The following is a 17,928-nucleotide window of genomic DNA, read 5'->3' as shown; positions in this document are numbered from 1 at the left end:
TTTGTGCCTTCTGCTATTATAACATTATCATTTATTTAATGGATATTGGAATTGGTTATCTAAATGGGGTCGGAATTTGAATCTGATCAACTATATCCCCCTTTATGTCATTTGTCCAAGCGTTGAAAGATGCCTTTGGGGTTCCAATCGGTTTTACAACGGATGTAAATGCTGCTGCATTAGGAGAAATTTCTCTTGGCGCTGCAAAAGGATTGGATAGTTGTATATATATTACTGTTGGTACAGGTATTGGGGGCAGGAGCTGTTGTAAACGGTTAAATTGAGCAGGGATATCCCATCCGGAAATGGGCCATATTCTAGTTAGGCGTCATTCCGACGACCAATATCAAGGAAAATGCCCCTAACACCAAGATTGTCTGGAGGGTCTTGCGTTAGGACCTGCTATAAAAAATCGCTGGGGTGATGTAGGGATTAACTTGGTGGAGCACTCGAAGGTTTGGGACTTGGAAGGGTACTATCTTGTTCAGGCCCTTATGCTATACATTTTAATTCTATCTCCAAGAAAGCTTATTCTTGGCGGAGTAGTCATGAAACAACAGAAAGTATTTGCATCCATTTATAAACATTTGCCTAAGGTAATAAACAACTACATTACTTTACCAGATTTTACTCCGTATATTGTAGGTCCTGATTTAGGTGATAACGCCGGAACTTCTGGGGCACTTATTCTAGCCCAACAAGCTTTTGATGAATCAAAATGATCCTTCAATCCTTGGAAGCATAGGCAGCTCTGTTTTTTTATTCCTTAGTTGTTTTAAGGACGGACAAACCATCCCAGTTCTTCAATACAATCTATGTAAATAGTATTTACATTTTATAACCCCAATAGACGTTATTATGAATGCGTTTCCAACGTATGATGAGATTAGGAGGTAACCAATGGTGCTTGAACAAAGAAGTCTTCAATTATTAGATTTGTTAATAAGGTACGATTTAATCAGTTTTGAAGAAATCCAGAAAAGGACGGGGTTAACAAGACGACAGATTGATTATGACCTGTTAAAGATTAATGATTGGTTATCGGAGTGTAAGTATCCTAAAGTAGAAAAATTAAAGAGAAAAGGGATTATTGTACCACCTGAAACAAAGCAATATGTTATAAAGCAATTATCTGAGAAAGGAGTTGAGAAAGCAGCAGCTGCATACATGTTTGGAGATAAAGAGAGAATGGCATTCATTTATCTTTTTCTTTTTAATCATCAAGATTATCTTTCTATAAATCATTTGATCTCCTTATTTGATATTGGTAAAACAACCGCTTTAAAGGATATGAAACATTTAAACAACCATCTTAAAGACTATCATGTACAGATAATTTATGATCGTATAAGGGGATATTCCTTAAAAGGAGATGAAAGGAATCTTCGCTACTGCATGATGGGGTTTGTCATTAACATCTTATCCTATCCGAATGGTTCAAAACTGTTAGATTGGTATACGAATAAGAATCAATTGATGCTATTACAAGATGTTCAGCCCATTGTACAAAAAAACTCCGAAAGTTGGTCTATTAATTTTGTTGAAAATAGGATGCTGGAATTTATTTATAGCTTTATCTTTATTCTATCCAGGATAAAGAACAGCGGCCAAATTCCTTCTAAAGGAAGAAACAAATCGATTCTTAAAAATACGAATGAGTTTCACTTTGCCAAGAGTTTATTAAAGAGTTTTCACGTTCAATCCCAAGAAGAAGAGGAATATTTGGGTGCATGGATATTAGGCTTATCGGTTGGTGATATAACTAAATACACCAGGGATCGAACTGTTATATTAGAACTGGTCAAAGGAATCGTCAATCGTTTTGAAAGTTTATCGGGTGTACGTTTCTTTGAATATGAAAAGGTCGTTACCCAACTGTTTATGCACTTTCGGCCAGCGTACTATCGTCTTTTATTCAGGCTGCCCATTGTAAATCCTTTATTATTGAAAATTCAACAAGAATATAAGGAACTCTATAAATTAGTAAGGGAGACTTTGAGACCCTTTAGCGCCATTTTTAAAAATGACATTCCGGATGAGGAAGTTGCGTATCTCATTATTCATTTTGCTTCTATTATCACCAACATGAATGAAGAATTTACAGGGAAAAAGAATGCACTGATCGTGTGTCCGAGCGGGGTAGGAACATCTGCTATTTTGTATAAAGAACTTCGAGAAATGTTTCCAGAATTTGAATTTCATCCCCCGCTGGAGATTGAACAATTGGATTCCATTAAAGTAAAAGCCGACATCATGTTTTCCACAGTACCTTCTGCAAAATTAACCACATCAAGAATCCCGCTTATTATCGTGAATCCAATTATGAGCAGCTTGGAAAAATTCAAGTTTATCCAAAATGTATATACACTCATAGGAAAGCCAGTTTTCAATCAGCCTTCTATTCAGCATATGATGAAAATCATAGATAACTATGCAGAAATAAAGGATAGAGCAGGATTAGAAACTAGTTTATATGAGCTGTTTACCAATAATAAAAAAGGTCCACAGGAAGTGAAGGAGCCCATGCTAAGTGATATTATCAGTGAAAATTTAATTCAATTAAATGTGGAAGCAGATGATTGGCAGGATGCAATCCGAAAGGCAGGGCAGCCCCTTGTGGATGAGGCGAAAGTTTCATCTGAATATATTCAAGCCATGATCGATTCAGCAAGTGAGTCTGGCCCGTACATTGTCATTGCGGAACATGTTGCTCTGCCCCATGCAAGACCCGAGTGCGGATCAAAAGAGATTGCCATCAGTATAAATAGATTAAAAGATCCTATTCATTTTGGAAACGAAGACAATGATCCGGTTCAATATATTTTCTGTTTAAGTGCGATTGACAATGAAACACACTTAACGGCAATGGCAGAATTAGTGGAACTATTAGAACGTCCTGAGTTTTTTCAAAAACTTGATAGTGCAAAAGAATCTCATGAAGTTTATGAATTTATTTTAGCATATGAAAAAGGAGAGAAAAAAATATGAAAACAGCCTTAATAGCATGTAGGACAGGAATGGGTTCAAGTATGATGTTAAAGATTAAAGTGGATCAAGTAATCAGAGAAAATAAATTTCCGATTAAAGCAGAACATAATTCAATTGATGCCGTTAGCCAATTTAGGGGAGATCTACTGATTACAATGGCAGATTTGGTTCCAGATTTAAAAGGAAAAGTAAAATACATTATTGGGATTCAAAATCTAATGGATAAAAAAGAAATTAAAGAAAAACTTGAGAAGTTTCTAGAGGAAACAAGCCAGGTTTCCTAATAATCTTTCACATACAGCAGTTTTGAGTCTAGTTTTATACAAATAATTGGCACTGAGGGGAGAATATCCAAATGGAACTGATTAAGGTGATTGTGTTTGATTTACTAAGCTCTGCTGCCATTTTAGTTGGCCTTATGGCTTTTATAGGGTTAATTTTACAAAAGCAATCCATTGATAATGTTATTTCTGGAACTTTAAAAACCATTGTTGGATTCCTAGTATTTGGTGTTGGCTCCGGGGCCGCGGTTGTAGCTTTATCAAGTTTCCAAGATTTATTTGCGGCAGGTTTTGGACTTAAAGGAGTCCTGCCTCTAGCTGAGGCGGTCACCGCTCTAGCACAACAAAAATTTGGTACTACGGTATCGTTAGTAATGGTGCTGGGTTTTGCTATGAATCTAGTTGTAGCAAGATTTACACCGTTAAAATATATCTTTTTAACAGGACAACATAATCTTTATTTAGCTGCCCTGCTAACCGTTATGATGAAAGCTTTGGGTGTTAGTAATACAACCATTGTAGTGGTTGGCGGTATTCTCTTAGGGATATGTGCTGCATTGTTTCCGGCGATCTGCCAGCCATATATGCGGAAGGTTACCGGTGACGATGAATTGGCACTTGGCCATTATGTGACAGTAGGGTATGCCTTATCGGGCTGGATTGGGTCAAAAGTTGGAAAGCCGGAAGACAGCACAGAAAACTTGAAACTTCCAGGCTGGTTATCCATCTTTAAGGATTACGTCGTTGGAGTAAGTATTACTATCATTGTTTTCTTTTATATTGCAGCTTTTGCTGCCGGTAAAACGGAAGTTGAGACATTGTCTAAAGGTGTGAATTGGTTAGTATATCCTTTGTTCCAGGGACTTGGCTTTGCGGCATCGCTTTATGTCATTATTACAGGGGTCCGTATGCTCTTAGGGGAAATTGTGAATGCGTTTGTAGGTATTTCTGAACGTTTAATCCCTAATGCTAAGCCAGCTCTAGACTGTCCAATTGTATTCCCGTTTGCCCCGACAGCAACGGTTATTGGTTTCCTAAGTTCCTATGTCGGCGGCCTGCTGTGTATGTTTGCCTTCGGAGTGTTAAATATGGCTGTTATTATTCCTGTAGCAGTTCCATACTTCTTTATTGGTGCTACTGCCGGTGTATTTGGTAACGCTACTGGAGGCTGGAAAGGAGCAGTTGCAGGTTCATTTGTTGTTGGCGTTTTAATAGCTATTGGGCCTTCTACCATTTATCCGATTATGGAGAACATTGGTTTGAAAGGGACAGCCTTTCCAGAAACGGACTTTAATATCGTTGGTTTACTAGTTTATTATATTGGTAAGTTAATCCAATTCATTTTCTAGTTTGGTAGTTCCTTATTTGCAGAATACTGATGAGAATAATGCCTATGGACGAAAAGTTAATTGGGGGTTTCAAATTTGAAGAACACTGCCGATTCAACAAGGAGTAGTATTGCCGAATTATCGGTGAATACAATTAGAACGTTGTGTTTAGATAGTGTGGAAAATGCAAAAAACGGACATTTGGGAATGCCGCTGGGATCTGCACCAATGGCTTACGTACTTTGGAAGAATAAAATGAAGCACAATCCAAAAAATCCAGATTGGTTTAACCGAGACCGATTTGTTCTTACCTCCGGGCACGGTTCCATTCTGCTGTATACCCTATTACATTTATCAGGATATGATATGACTATAGAGGACTTAAAGGGTTTTAGAAAGTTAAATAGCCGGACTCCCGGACATCCTGAAGTACATGTAACACCTGGAGTTGAAGCCACAACGGGACCTCTTGGGCAGGGACTGGCGCTTACTGTCGGGATGGCACTCGCAGAAGCCCACCTGGCTGCAAAGTTTAATCGAGAGGATTTTAATGTTATTGATCATTATACATTTACTATTTGCGGTGACGGAGACTTGATGGAGGGGGTTGCTCAGGAAGCAGCCTCACTTGCAGGGCAGCTTGGTCTTGGCCGGTTAATTGTATTGTATGATTCAAATGATGTTACTTCAGATGGACCAGTTGATATTTCAAATGTAGAGGATGTTCAAGGGAAATTCCAAGCAATGGGCTGGCAGGTATTACAAGTGCAGAATGGAAATGACTTAGAATCGATTTCTGATGCCATTGATGAGGCTAAATCTTGTCATGACAAGCCGACACTTATTGAAGTGAAAAATGTAATTGGATTTGGCTCGCCTAATCTTCAAGGAACAGCAAAGATTCATAGTAATCCGGTAGGGGAGCAGGAATCCAAATTAATCAAGCAGGCTTACGGCTGGGAATATAAAGAACCATTCTATATCCCGAAGGAAGTAAAAGAATCATTTTTAGAAATAGAGGAAAAAGGGAAACAGGAAGAGGAAAAATGGAACCTGCTGTTCAAGAATTATAAAAAGTTATATCCCGAGTTGGCGGCAGAGCTGGAAAAGACAATTAATGATGGATTTACTCTTGGTGAAGAAACCTTAAGGAAATTCAATACGAAGAAAATGGCAACCCGTTCTGCTTCTGGTGAAGTCTTAAATCGTTTGTACAATGATTTTCCGACACTTGTAGGAGGGTCTGCTGACCTTGCTTCTTCCAATAAAACAACGATTAATAATCAGCGTTTTATGAAAAAGGGAGACTATTCTGGGCCCAATATTCATTTTGGTGTACGTGAATTTGCAATGGCATCCATCACCAGTGGTTTAACACTTCATGGCGGGGTAAAAGGTTATTGCGGCACCTTCCTTGTGTTTTCCGATTATATGAGATCTGCCATACGGCATTCTGCATTAATGGAGATTCCGGTGACATATGTTTTTACCCATGATAGCTTTTTGCTTGGTCCTGATGGGCCGACCCATCAGCCGATTGAGCATTTAATATCGCTGCGTGCAATGCCTAATTTAACTGTCATTCGACCGGCTGATGCAATTGAAACCATTGGAGCTTGGAAAGTTGCCATTGAATCCAAGAAAACACCTGTCGTAATTGCGTTGGGGCGTCATGATGTACCTGTTTTGGAGAATGCCTCTTTAGAAGGTGTTCAAAAAGGTGCCTATATGATTTCACCTGCTATAGGAGAAGCTGAAGGAATTATTATAGCGACTGGTTCTGAAGTTGAACTAGCATTAAAGGCTCAAGCTATTTTACATGAGGATGGAATCGAGATTAACGTCGTTAGTATGCCAAGCTGGGAATTGTTTGAGAAGCAGGATTCCGAGTATAAGGAGGAAGTCCTGCCAAAAAGGCTTACTAAGCGGTTATCTGTAGAAATGGGTTCAAAGTATGGATGGGAACAATATGTAGGATCCGACGGTATGGTGATGAGTGTTGATAAATACGGCGCATCGGGTCATGCAAATGATTTAGTTGAATGGATTCATTTTACAGTAAATGATGTTGTTGAGAATATGAAGAAGCTGCTGAACATATTGGATTGAATTCTAATTAAAAGGCGGAGGGGATCCTCTGCCTTTTACTATTTTGTTGAAGGTAAGGTTTATAGAAGAAAATGGGCCATAATTTTAACCCAGCCGAAAAACGCAAGCCATAATGGAACACTAAGAGATGTCCCCCATAAAAGACCGACCAAGAAATTTTCCTGTTCTTCCAAAGAACTCACTCCTAACTAGTTATGTAGCTTAAGGATTTCCAATTGGCAATTAATTTATCCTTATATGGGAGCGTTTTCAACTTATGGGTTGATTGAGGAGTATTACTTGTAAATAAGGAAAGGAATTACTTTTTATTTGCTTTAATATATCAAACTAGTGTTGCGGAAAAAAGAGAAGCTTGGCAGTGAAGAGGAAAAAGTTTTCGACATAGCCATAGTACAGTGGAATTTAAAAAATGCTACCCCAAAAACTGATATAAGTTAGGGATAGCATTTTTTATAGGACTAGCAATTTTTATTGAAAGTTCGTCGAAACAATTTCATCAATTTTTTGTTGATCAACAACTAATTGGTAGTTTGTATTTTTTAAAATATCATCATACATTCTTTTTCCTTCGCCAGGAATCTGATAATAGGTAAGTTGTTTATCTGGATTGAAATTTTTTGCCGATAAGCCTAGGCTTAACATATCAGATGTTGACATATTCGTTGCAATAACAAAATCATCAATTGATTTGACTAATGAAGGTAAATTAGTAATATTACTTGGGCTGAGTGCCTTTTTTGCAACGCCTTTCAATGCCTCTTCTTGCAGCTTTTGGCGGCCAAATTCTCCATTTTTTAATGAATAGCGTTCATGGACAATTTCTGTCACCATTTTTCCATCGAAAGAATGTACACCAGGGCTTATCACTTTATTTTTATTTTCACCATACCATGGATGTGTTAATTTCACTTCAAATGGTACATTCATATCAATACCGCCAACGGCTTCAACCATTGATTGAAATCCGCCATAATTGGTTTCTACATAGTAATTGATAGGGACACCGGTTAATTCGCTAACGGCTGTAACAGCTGCCTCAACACCTTTTTTAGGCCCCTGTGTAGCTTGAATAATATATTGAACACTCGTTAGTTTGGTATATCCGTAACCATCTAAATGGACACGGGTATCACGAGGGATACTAATCGCATTGTATTTTTGTTGTTTTAAATCAACGTGAACAAGCATCATGGAATCGGAATGGCCAATATTTTGGCCCTTTCTTTCATCGGAACCGATCAATAAGACGTTGAATACAGGATCATTAACATTTGCTGTCTCTGGTAGGTCTTTACTATCGTTTTTTCCATTGCTGACAACCGGAACAGTTTTAAAGTGATTTTTAGGCTGTAACTGGTAGTATTCATATGCGAAACCAGCAATGCCTAAAATAAGAACACCTAAAATGGACAGACCAATTATCTTCCACTTACTAATCTTTTTCTTTTTCATCGTATCCTCCGTTGCAAAATTCCTTTTGCTAATTTTATAGTATTAAAATTATGGACTAATTTTACTATTTTTGGATACAGGTTTCAATATCAATCTGTTGGAATTTGGAGGGATTTGTCGAGTGAGGAGGGGTACTTATTCTTAGGATTTTGATTTCTCCCCGAATCCTCTAGTTTAATATATTTTCACTTACTTACAACTCTACTACCAATTAATATTCTCCCCAGTAAGTAAGGACTTTAATTTTCTCCATTTGATTCAGATTCCAATTAAAGTTAAATTTTGATATATCTGATTTTGAACAGGTCATCCGATGAATAACAGACAGAAGGAACTATTGAGAATATTGCTCGTTCAGAATGAAAGGACATTAAATAGTAAGGATTTGGCGGCACGACTTGCTTATTCGGAGAAGACCGTAAGGAATGATTTGGACCGGTTGGAGTATTATCTAAGTGAGTATCCCAGTGCAAGCTTTATTCTCAAGCCGAACAGGAATTACTCGCGATGACGTGATCGATGAAATTATTGCCAAATTTGATAAAAATGGTATAGTAAATTCTAAGCAGGAGTTTAAACAAGCCATTTTAAACCGTGAAACGGAAAGTTCAACAGGGCTTGGCATGAACATTGCTATACCACACGGTAAGTCAAATGAGGTAAACCGTCCTGCTGTGGCCTTCGGAATTAAGCGTGACGGTGTTGACTGGAACAGCTTAGTTGGTACACCTGCAAAGTTGATTTTTGTGATTGCCGTACCGGAAAAAGCAGCAGGGGATGCCCATTTGAAAATATTCCAAATGCTGTCACGTAAACTCATGGATGACAGTTTCCGAGAGCAATTATTAAAGGTGTCTTCTAAAGAAGAAGCCTATAAACTACTAGAGAGTATTCAATAAAAAAGCAGCCAAGCAAGGGGACGGTTCTCTTGCTTCCTTCTGTTGATAGAAGCAGAAGACCCGTCCTGGACATCTAATGGAGGTTAATCATGTATAATAATGAACCGATTTTTTTAAAGCCAGTTTTCCAAGAGAGAATTTGGGGCGGGCAAAAGTTAAGAACAGAATTCAATTATGAGATTCCAAATGATAAGACAGGGGAAGCTTGGGTGATTTCAGCTCATCCTCATGGCCCTAGTATTATTACCAATGGCCCGCTTGCCGGAAAAACTTTGGCCGATGCATGGAATGAGAATAAGGAGCTCTTTCATAAGAAACCAGACGAGCAGGGGGAGTATCCATTGCTTGTGAAAATCCTGGATGCGGCTGATGATTTATCTGTTCAAGTGCATCCAAATGACCAATTTGCCCGTGAATTAGAGGGCGTTCCTTATGGCAAAACGGAATGCTGGTACGTGTTAAGTGCTGAAGAAGGGTCGGAATTAGTGTTAGGCCATCTTGCCAACACGAAAGAAGAATTGGAACAAATGGTCGATCAAGGTGAATGGGACAAACTTTTACGACATGTGAAGGTGAAGGCCGGGGACTTTGTTTATGTTCCAAGTGGTACCATTCATGCTATCGGAAAAGGTATTGTCATCCTTGAAACACAGCAAAGCTCTGATATCACCTACCGTGTCTATGACTATGACCGGACAGATGCAGCAGGAAACAAACGCCAATTGCATTTGGAACGCGCCAAACAGGTAACAACTGTTCCACATCAGGACGCTAAAGTTGATCAGACAGAATTAGTGAACGGCGATTTAGTGGAAAAGAAATTAGTAGAGGAACAGTATTTTACTGTATATCATTGGCAATTAAACGGCCAGGCTGCTTGTGAAATGACCGTAGACTATTTACAAGCAAGCGTAATTGACGGACAAGCTGCTCTTACAATTAATGGACAGTCTTTTGAGTTAAGAAAGGGCAGTCATTTTATTCTTCCTTATGGTGTTCGTGAGTATAAGCTGGAAGGACAAGCGGAGCTTATAGTATCCCATGAATAAAAATTGTAAAGGCCCTAGGTCCTAGGGTCTTTTTGTGCTAGAAGGTTAATTGCTTCGATGTGTTGCCTATAAGAATTATGAAAGGGGGATCGGCGATGTTAGGTGGAATTGAAGCAGGGGGAACGAAGTTTGTTTGTGCAGTTGGGGATGAGTTAGGAAATATAGTGGAGCGAATTCAAATACCGACAACCTTACCTGGTACTACGATGAAACAGGTTAATGAGTTCTTTAATCGGTTTTCACTGGATGCCATAGGGATAGGTTCATTTGGACCGATTGATGTAAATATGGAAAGCCTTACATTTGGTTATATTACTACCACACCAAAGGAAGGTTGGAGAAACTATCCGTTTGTCCAAACATTAAAAGAAGCTTTTGATGTTCCGATTGGTTTTACTACAGATGTAAATACAGCTACATTAGGGGAGATTACTCTTGGCGGTGCAAAGGGACTGGATAGTTGTTTATATATTACTGTTGGGACAGGAATCGGTTCAGGAGCTATTGTAAATGGACAAATTTTACAAGGGCTTTCTCATCCAGAGATGGGTCATATTCTAGTGAGACGCCACCCAGATGACAAGTTTGAAGGGAAATGCCCCTACCACCAAGATTGCCTTGAGGGGCTTTCGTCAGGTCCTGCAATCGAAAAACGATGGGGTGATCAAGGCATTAACCTAGTGGAACACTCGGAAGTTTGGGATTTAGAGGGATACTATCTTGCTCAAGCCCTTATGCAATACATTTTGATTCTATCCCCCAAAAAGATCATTCTTGGAGGAGGAGTCATGAAACAAAAGCAGGTATTTGCATCCATTTATAAACATTTGCCGGAGTTAATGAACAACTACATTATATTGCCTGATCTTCCTTCTTATATTGTAGGTCCAGGGTTAGGGGACAATTCTGGGGTTGTGGGGGCACTAATTCTTGCACAGCAAACTTTGGATAAATTAAAATGAACAATACTTTGAAGCAGAGGGAAAGCTTGTGAGCAATCCCTTTGCTGCGTAAAATGGGGCAAGCTTTCCCTGTGCTTTCATTCAATCTATGTAAATAGTATTAACATTTAATCACTCCAACGGATGTTGTTATGAGTGTGCTTACAACATCCGTTGGAAAAATAGAAGGTAACTGATGGCGCTTGAAAAGGAAACTTCTACATAATCTACAAGGTCCTGCCATGGCAGGAAATGGGCCATTCATATGGGTGCCTAGTCACGCCCCGAAAGATTTGCAGACTCTATCCGATTCCATATCGACCGTTGTTTTTCTACCTAATCCAAAAGCAATATCCTCTTGATTATCCTCATTTGATTTAAATCTTCTATAAAGTCGTATTCTCCATTATCCACTATTGCCGTAAACAGTTAAGCATCAAATAATTGTTCCTAGGTAATTCCCCCTAAAAATATTTTCAACTTTCCAGAATATATTTCAAATTCCCCGTATATGTTTTAAATATAGGTTGTATACAACCCTGTACGTGAAATTGTATTTTCTTAAATAAATAAGGGGGTTTATAAAAATAAATGGGTACTGCAGGTGAAATTTATTGTCCACTAAAAGACTTTTATTAAAAGATATTGCTTATGAGAAGATTAAACAAAAAATTATTAACAGTGATGTGGAGCATCTCTCTGAAAATAGCTTAGTTGAAGAGCTGCAAATGAGTAGAACACCAATTAGGGAGGCACTGCAGAGGCTGCAGTATGAGGGGTTTGTAAAAATTATTTCAAATCAAGGGGTTTTGGTTTCCAAAATGTCCGTCAATCGGCTGTACGATTTAATAGATATGCGCGTTGCTATTGAGACCTTTTCATTAAAACAAGCTATTTTACTTATGAAAGATAAAGATTATAAAAATATCAAAGAAATCATTGACAGGCAAAAGAGCTCTTATGAGGAAAAAGACCTTATCACATTTAGAGAAAACGATGCTGCTTTTCACTATTATTTATTGACAGTTACCGGGAATCATTATTTTATCAAAATGTTTTCGGATGTAAAAGAACTACAATATACAGCTGGATCAAGGGTGATTGGGCCTGATGAAATGCTTAAATTGATTACCGAGCATGAAAAAATAATAACATATATGAAAAAGAAAGATATCGAGTCCGCCATAGATTTATTGACTAATCATTTGAATGGCGGGAAAAGGAATTTAATATTTTAAGTTATTTTTTTAAATATAATTATCTGAATTTTCAAACCAAAATAAGTATGGAGGTATTGGAATGTCACCAAAAAGAACAAATTTCCTTAAAGAAATGAGCTGGATGGAGTTCGAGGAAAGAAAGAAGAAGACGGATTTTGTTATTCTTTCAACTGGTGCTTTTGAAGTATACGGCCCGCATTTGCCATTAGGAACGGATACATTAGTTTCCGTGAAAATTTCCGAACTTCTTGCTGAACGCGTAAATGCTATTATCGGTCCAACATTAGAGGTCGGAGATTCTACTGCATTAGGGGAATTTCCAGGAACTATAATAATAAAACCTGAGCATTTTAAACAATATTTATGGGATTCCGTCAAAAGCTTAGAAAAGTGGGGCTTCAAAAAGTTCCTTTTTGTAAATACTCACCAAGGTAATGTTCCCATCATCACTCAAATAGCAAGGGATTTACAGGAAAGTAATGATATTCAATGTGCTCAGATTGATTACTGGCGTTTTATTAAAAACCACTGTGATGGAGTCATCGAATCGGGAGAATTGGCTCATGCCCATGCGAGTGAAGCAGGAACATCGGTCATGATGTATCTCTATCCGGGACTTTGTGATCTTGAAAAGGTAATTAATGAACCTCCAAAAATCGGCGATGCTTTTCCAGATATTATAAAGTATATTGCATTTTCCCATAAAACAAATTCCGGCACCATTGGCGATGCCACTTTAGGAACAGTGGAGAAAGGGAAAGTATTAGTAGAACGCTCCGTTGACCGTATTCTTCATTTCTTAAAAGAAAGTTGGGGGATATATGAAGTGGATTGAAAAACTGTTTGAAGTCCTTGTTGCTGCTATCCTTTTACTCTTAACCATTGTGGTAAGTATTCAGATATTCTCTAGGATGTTGGGAAGTCCATTTACCTGGACAGAGGAGCTTTCAAGGGCTATTTTGATTTACGCATCATTCCTGGGAGGTGCACTTGCCTATTATAAGGGCAAAGGATTTAAAATTACGTTGGTAACAGATAAATTTCCACAAAAAGTTAGAAAAGTGCTTGATAGAGTAGTATTAATAGCAAGTATTTGCCTGCTCACCTTTGTGGTGTATACCAGCTTCTTACTGATTAACCAATTATGGGATAGTGTCACACCTCTCATGCATTTGTCAAAAGGTATTCTCTTAATCTCTATGCCGGTTGGTTATTTCCTAATTATCATACGCCTTTTAAAAGATTTCAAAAGTCTTAATCAGCCGAATTAATCTGTTGTGGCCTTAGAAAAAAAGTGGAGAATCTATTCAATGGGAATCCATAAAGAGAGGTAGTTCGTATGCTATCAATATTGTTTATTTCCATGTTCATCTTAATCTTCTTAGGAATGGATCTAATGTTGGTCTTAGTTTTAAGCTGTGTATTTGTCATTGGTTCTGCTAATTTCTTTCAAGATGCTATGATTCCAATAGAAGTGGTGCCGCAATATATGTTTGGCGGGGTTGATTCGTTTGCTTTTACTGCTATTCCATTATTTATTTTAGCTGGGGAAATTATGAATAGAGGGGGAATTACCGGTAGGTTAGTAGAGTTTTCAAATAAAATTGTCGGCCACTGGCATGGTGGTCTTGCTCAATCTAGCGTAGCGCTCAATACGGTGATGGCGGGTATATCCGGATCAGCGGTAGCGGATTGTTCAGCAACAGGGTCTGTACTCATTCCGGCTATGAAAAGTCAAGGCTATTCTGCGGAAAAAAGTGCAGCCATTATTGCGAGTGCTTCTACCATTGGCCCCATTATTCCGCCAAGTATCCCTTTTATAGTACTAGGCGGGCTGGCAGAAATATCTGTTGGCAAATTGTTTTTGGCGGGTGTAATCCCTGGTGTACTGATGGCTGCTTCGATGATGGTTTATCTGTATTTTTATGCTAAATCAAATGGCTTATCGAGGATGCCGAAATCTTCATTTAAGGAAAAAATGAGTGCCACAAAAAATGCAATTCTGCCGCTTGGAATGCCTGTATTAATTTTAGGCAGCATCATAACAGGATTGGCCAGTCCTACTGAATCAGCGGTTTTGGGAGTATTGTATGCTTTAATCGTTTGCGGGCTTATTTATCGAACGCTAACCTTTAAAGTTTTATATGATATTTTTTTACAGGCTGGACTTGCCAGCGGAATGATTATGCTTATGATCGCAGCAGGAAGACTCTTCGGCTGGACAGCAACCTTTAATAATATTGGGGACCTATTTGGTGATTTCATTCTGAATATAAGCACCAATCCAACTATTGTTATGTTTATCATTATTTTTATGCTTCTGCTCCTTGGATGTGTGCTGGAAGTAACACCTATCATATTATTAGTTACACCTATTTTATTTCCAATAGTTTTAAGTCTAGGGGTCGATCCTATTCAATTTGGAACGATTATGGTGGTTTCACTGATGATAGGTCTGTTGACACCTCCAATAGGCTTACATCTATTTATCACATCTGCCATTGCTGATGTTCCCATTATGTCAGTTGCCAGGGCGGCAATCCCATTCTGGCTGTTAATATTAGGCGTTATTATCTTAATAACCTTAGTTCCTTCATTAACATTATTTATACCTAATCTATTAAATTAAATAAAAGGGTGAGTAATATGAAGATGAAAAGTTTTAAAACGATAAGTATCTTTATTGCTAGTGTTATGTTACTGCTTTTGACAGCTTGTGGGAGTAATTCAGCAAATGGCGGATCGAAAGAAAAATCAAAAGTATTGAAAATGAAATCAGCAGACGTTGTTTCAGCTAAAAGTCCTTATTCAACTGGCATGGATGAGTTTTTTTCCAATCTAAAGAAAGATACAAACGGAAAAATTGATGTAAAGCATTTTCCTGCCGGACAGCTTGGGAATGAGGCAGAAATTATTGAAGGAGTAAAATTAGGTACCCTTGGTTTCGCTTTAACTGGTAGTATCCCTGATGTCCCGGCAACTCAAGCCATGAGTCTTCCTTATTTATTCGAAGACAGTGATCATATGCATCGGGTGTTGGATGGGGAAATTGGGAAAAAACTAGGAAAGCGAATCGAGGAAAAAGCAGGGGTTAAAGTCATAGGATATGTATATTTTGCTCCCCGTGTTCTAACGGTGAAGGGTAAGAATATTAAGACTCCGGAGGATTTAAAAGGTTTAAAAATCAGAGTGCCAAACAACCAAATTTCTATAGCGACATGGAAAGCACTAGGAGCTTCACCTACTCCAATGGCTTTTACTGAAGTTTTTTCAGGCTTACAGCAGGGGGTAATTGATGGGCAGGAAAATCCTTATGAACTAATTGCAAGCAGCAGCCTTTATGAAGTCCAAGATACCGTGATAGAAACGTATCACGCCATGCCTGTCCGTTATTTAATTATGAACAAAAAAACTTACGATTCTCTTTCAAAAGAGGAAAAAGATACGATAGAAAAGGATTGGGCAACAGCCTCTAAAGCCATTGAAAAGAAATATAAAGAGGAAGAGGCAAAATATATTCAAACATTAAAAGAGCATGGAATGAAGTTTATTAAACCGGATATTCAAGCATTCAAGGAGGCTACGAAAGACGTATGGAAGGATATTGCCCCTGAAGCGTTTGGGGACGGAGTATATGAGGAAATTCAGGCGCTAAGAAAAGAGAAATAGGATTACCGACAGCATGAAAATTTTCTTATAGGCGGGTGGAGAAAGTGAAAATTGCAACGGCGCAATTAACAGCTGACAGGAACAAAGACGTTAATTTGGCTAAGGCTGTAAAATATATTGCAAAAGCAAAGGAATCAGGAGCAGACCTCATTGTGTTTCCTGAGATCTTTATGGCGTTTGTACCAGCAAGAGCTACTACGTATCTTGCCGATGTTGCGGAGCCGCTCGATGGAAATTTTGTAACCCGAATGAAAGAGGCAGCACGCAAACATCAGATCAACATTATCTTTGGAATGTATGAAACAAAGCCTGGAGAAAAGGAACGCGCATACAATACAATTGTCTTTCTAGACCGGTCCGGAAACTTGGTGAAAAGTTATCAAAAAACACATTTGTATGATGCCTTTACAACAAAAGAGTCCAATAGAGTGATACCAGGAGATGCATCCTTTGGTGTAGTAGAAACTGATTTTGGCACCATTGGATTAATGATCTGTTATGAATTACGATTCCCTGAAATAGCAAGAAGTCTTGTGTTACAAGGGGCTGACATATTAATTATCCCAACTGCCTGGGTTACAGGGGATATGAAGGAATTCCATTGGAAGACCTTATTAAAGGCAAGGGCAATTGAAAATACAGTCTTTGTCGTGGGGGCAAACCAAATTGGCAACATATATTCTGGCAGCAGCACAACTATTGACCCAATGGGAGTAGAAATTGCCAGCGCGGGAGAAGAAGAGATTTTAATTATTGCCGAGGTGGATCTAGAACGCATTAAACGGGTCCGGGCAAAACTGCCATGTATTGAAAATCGGAGACCTGAATTTTATTATAAGTAGATTTACTGGGAATGGTCTTTATGGTTTTATGGTGAAAAAATTAAAGTACAAAACGGAAGTTGGTATTGAGTCTTCTGTTTTGTACTTTTTAAATATAGAGATAAAAGAACCGTCGACATGATTAGAAGGTTCTCTTTGTTTTTTATTTTACCTGTATTTGTTAATAGAAGACTCAACCATTTCTATTGCTTGTTTAAACTTCTCAGTTAACTCTTGGATTTCATCTTCTGTAATAATAAATGGTGGAGCAATTAAAAGGGTATCCCCATTTTTTCCATTAACATTTCCTGACCCTGGATAAACAACTAATCCTAAGTCAAAACATGTCTCTGCAACTTTCTCTGCTATTTTTTTACGTGCAGCATCGTCTTGAGCTCGCCCCCAGACGACGCTTAAAGACAAAGTAATGAAACAAGCATCTGAGAAAGCCGATCGTGTCACGAGTTCACAATTAGTTCAAAGGATTGTTACTGATTTGTGAATAGATTCACAAATACCTTTTAAAATAGTGGAATGGTGATAGTATATAAGTGTAGTAAGAAACAAACAAGATCTTGTAAATCATTATGTGAAATAGTGAACAAACTCATTTTATACTATCATCCAAAAGGAGTTAGATTATGATGTTACAATTTTTAAGAAAAAATCAAATGGCTGCAGGAGTATTAGCGATCATTCGGATTTATATCGGTTATCAATTTTTACATGCTGGCTTTGAAAAATTAACAGGCGGGGGATTTGATGCAAGTGGATTCTTGAAAGGAGCAATTGCTGGGGCTGCCGGTGAGCACCCAGCGGTCCAAGGCTGGTGGGCAGCATTTCTAGAACATATTGCCTTGCCAAATGCTGAGCTATTTTCTTTCTTAGTGCAATGGGGCGAAGTATTAGTTGGAATCGCGTTAATCCTGGGCCTATTTACTAACTTTGCAACATTAATGGGATTGGTGATGAACTTCTCTTTCCTATTCAGCGGTACCGTCAGCACGAATGGGCAAATGATTCTATTAGCTTTCTTCGTCCTAGTTGCCGGTGCTAATGCAGGCAAATTCGGTTTAGACCGATATGCAATGCCATTTGTACACCGGGTTTTGGAAGCTAAACACCCTCATAGAAAAAATAAAGCTATTGCCTAAAACACATGGAAGTATGA

16 protein-coding genes and 2 pseudogenes are annotated in these 17,928 nt (G+C 38.3%); 16 read left to right on the top strand and 2 right to left on the bottom strand.

Annotation, left to right across the window (positions count from 1 at the left end; genetic code table 11):
* Nucleotides 1-104: 104 nt before the first annotated feature.
* The 5 genes and pseudogenes from M3183_RS14865 (at nt 105) to tkt (ending at nt 6,706) form a co-directional block, all read left to right on the top strand.
* Nucleotides 105-722 (top strand): annotated as a pseudogene (locus tag M3183_RS14865) (ROK family protein).
* A 178-nt stretch (nt 723-900) separates the two neighbouring features.
* Complete coding sequence (locus M3183_RS14860; RefSeq protein ID WP_251470884.1) at nt 901-2,988, top strand: BglG family transcription antiterminator; 2,088 nt, start codon at nt 901-903, stop codon at nt 2,986-2,988.
* Entirely contained in the window at nt 2,985-3,272 is a 288-nt protein-coding gene (locus M3183_RS14855) for a PTS sugar transporter subunit IIB (RefSeq protein ID WP_251470883.1), read from the top strand. Before M3183_RS14860 ends, M3183_RS14855 begins: the two co-directional genes overlap by 4 nt.
* Nucleotides 3,273-3,343: 71 nt before the next feature.
* Complete coding sequence (locus M3183_RS14850; protein ID WP_251470882.1) at nt 3,344-4,618, top strand: PTS ascorbate transporter subunit IIC; 1,275 nt, start codon at nt 3,344-3,346, stop codon at nt 4,616-4,618.
* A gap of 75 nt (nt 4,619-4,693) precedes the next feature.
* Nucleotides 4,694-6,706, top strand: a complete 2,013-nt coding sequence (gene tkt, locus M3183_RS14845; protein WP_251470881.1) for a transketolase — start codon at nt 4,694-4,696, stop codon at nt 6,704-6,706.
* A 468-nt stretch (nt 6,707-7,174) separates the two neighbouring features.
* Here tkt and M3183_RS14840 read toward each other — a convergent pair whose 3' ends face one another.
* Complete coding sequence (locus M3183_RS14840) at nt 7,175-8,158, bottom strand: LCP family protein (RefSeq protein WP_251470879.1); 984 nt, start codon at nt 8,156-8,158, stop codon at nt 7,175-7,177.
* A gap of 313 nt (nt 8,159-8,471) precedes the next feature.
* Here M3183_RS14840 and M3183_RS27460 point away from each other — a divergent pair, with 313 nt between their 5' ends.
* From M3183_RS27460 to M3183_RS14795, 10 genes and pseudogenes are all read left to right on the top strand, one after another.
* Entirely contained in the window at nt 8,472-8,669 is a 198-nt protein-coding gene (locus M3183_RS27460; protein WP_396953726.1) for an HTH domain-containing protein, read from the top strand.
* Nucleotides 8,650-9,057, top strand: a pseudogene (locus M3183_RS14835) (PTS sugar transporter subunit IIA); the annotation flags it as partial. The gene M3183_RS27460 and the pseudogene M3183_RS14835, both read left to right, overlap by 20 nt.
* Before the next feature lie 89 nt (nt 9,058-9,146).
* Nucleotides 9,147-10,106, top strand: a complete 960-nt coding sequence (gene manA, locus M3183_RS14830; protein WP_251470877.1) for a mannose-6-phosphate isomerase, class I — start codon at nt 9,147-9,149, stop codon at nt 10,104-10,106.
* Between the two features lie 95 nt (nt 10,107-10,201).
* Nucleotides 10,202-11,068 (top strand): ROK family protein, encoded by an 867-nt coding sequence (locus M3183_RS14825; protein WP_251470876.1) that lies wholly within the window; start codon nt 10,202-10,204, stop codon nt 11,066-11,068.
* 593 nt (nt 11,069-11,661) lie between these two features.
* Complete coding sequence (locus M3183_RS14820; RefSeq protein ID WP_251470875.1) at nt 11,662-12,285, top strand: GntR family transcriptional regulator; 624 nt, start codon at nt 11,662-11,664, stop codon at nt 12,283-12,285.
* Between the two features lie 61 nt (nt 12,286-12,346).
* Entirely contained in the window at nt 12,347-13,102 is a 756-nt protein-coding gene (locus M3183_RS14815) for a creatininase family protein (protein WP_251470874.1), read from the top strand.
* A complete protein-coding gene (locus tag M3183_RS14810; protein ID WP_251470873.1) occupies nt 13,089-13,538 on the top strand; it encodes a TRAP transporter small permease in 450 nt (149 codons plus the stop codon). Before M3183_RS14815 ends, M3183_RS14810 begins: the two co-directional genes overlap by 14 nt.
* 68 nt (nt 13,539-13,606) lie before the next feature.
* The gene (locus tag M3183_RS14805; protein ID WP_251470872.1) at nt 13,607-14,896 is read left to right on the top strand and encodes a TRAP transporter large permease; all 1,290 of its coding nucleotides are present in this window, start codon (nt 13,607-13,609) and stop codon (nt 14,894-14,896) included.
* Between the two features lie 17 nt (nt 14,897-14,913).
* A complete protein-coding gene (locus M3183_RS14800) occupies nt 14,914-15,936 on the top strand; it encodes a TRAP transporter substrate-binding protein (RefSeq protein WP_251470871.1) in 1,023 nt (340 codons plus the stop codon).
* A 44-nt stretch (nt 15,937-15,980) separates the two neighbouring features.
* On the top strand, nt 15,981-16,778 hold the full coding sequence (locus tag M3183_RS14795) for a carbon-nitrogen hydrolase family protein (protein ID WP_251470870.1): 798 nt from the start codon (nt 15,981-15,983) through the stop codon (nt 16,776-16,778).
* Nucleotides 16,779-16,925: 147 nt separating this feature from the next.
* Here the strand turns inward: M3183_RS14795 and M3183_RS14790 are convergent, their stop codons facing one another.
* Nucleotides 16,926-17,219 (bottom strand): hypothetical protein, encoded by a 294-nt coding sequence (locus M3183_RS14790; RefSeq protein WP_251470869.1) that lies wholly within the window; start codon nt 17,217-17,219, stop codon nt 16,926-16,928.
* A 182-nt stretch (nt 17,220-17,401) separates the two neighbouring features.
* On the opposite strand from M3183_RS14790, the gene M3183_RS14785 reads away from it, so the two are divergent.
* The gene (locus M3183_RS14785) at nt 17,402-17,911 is read left to right on the top strand and encodes a DoxX family protein (RefSeq protein ID WP_251470946.1); all 510 of its coding nucleotides are present in this window, start codon (nt 17,402-17,404) and stop codon (nt 17,909-17,911) included.
* Nucleotides 17,912-17,928: the final 17 nt, after the last annotated feature.

This window comes from Neobacillus mesonae, from assembly GCF_023715155.1.
GTDB classification, from domain to species: Bacteria; Bacillota; Bacilli; order Bacillales; family Cytobacillaceae; genus Neobacillus; species Neobacillus mesonae_A.
This window is presented reverse-complemented; position numbering and strand designations above follow the sequence as displayed.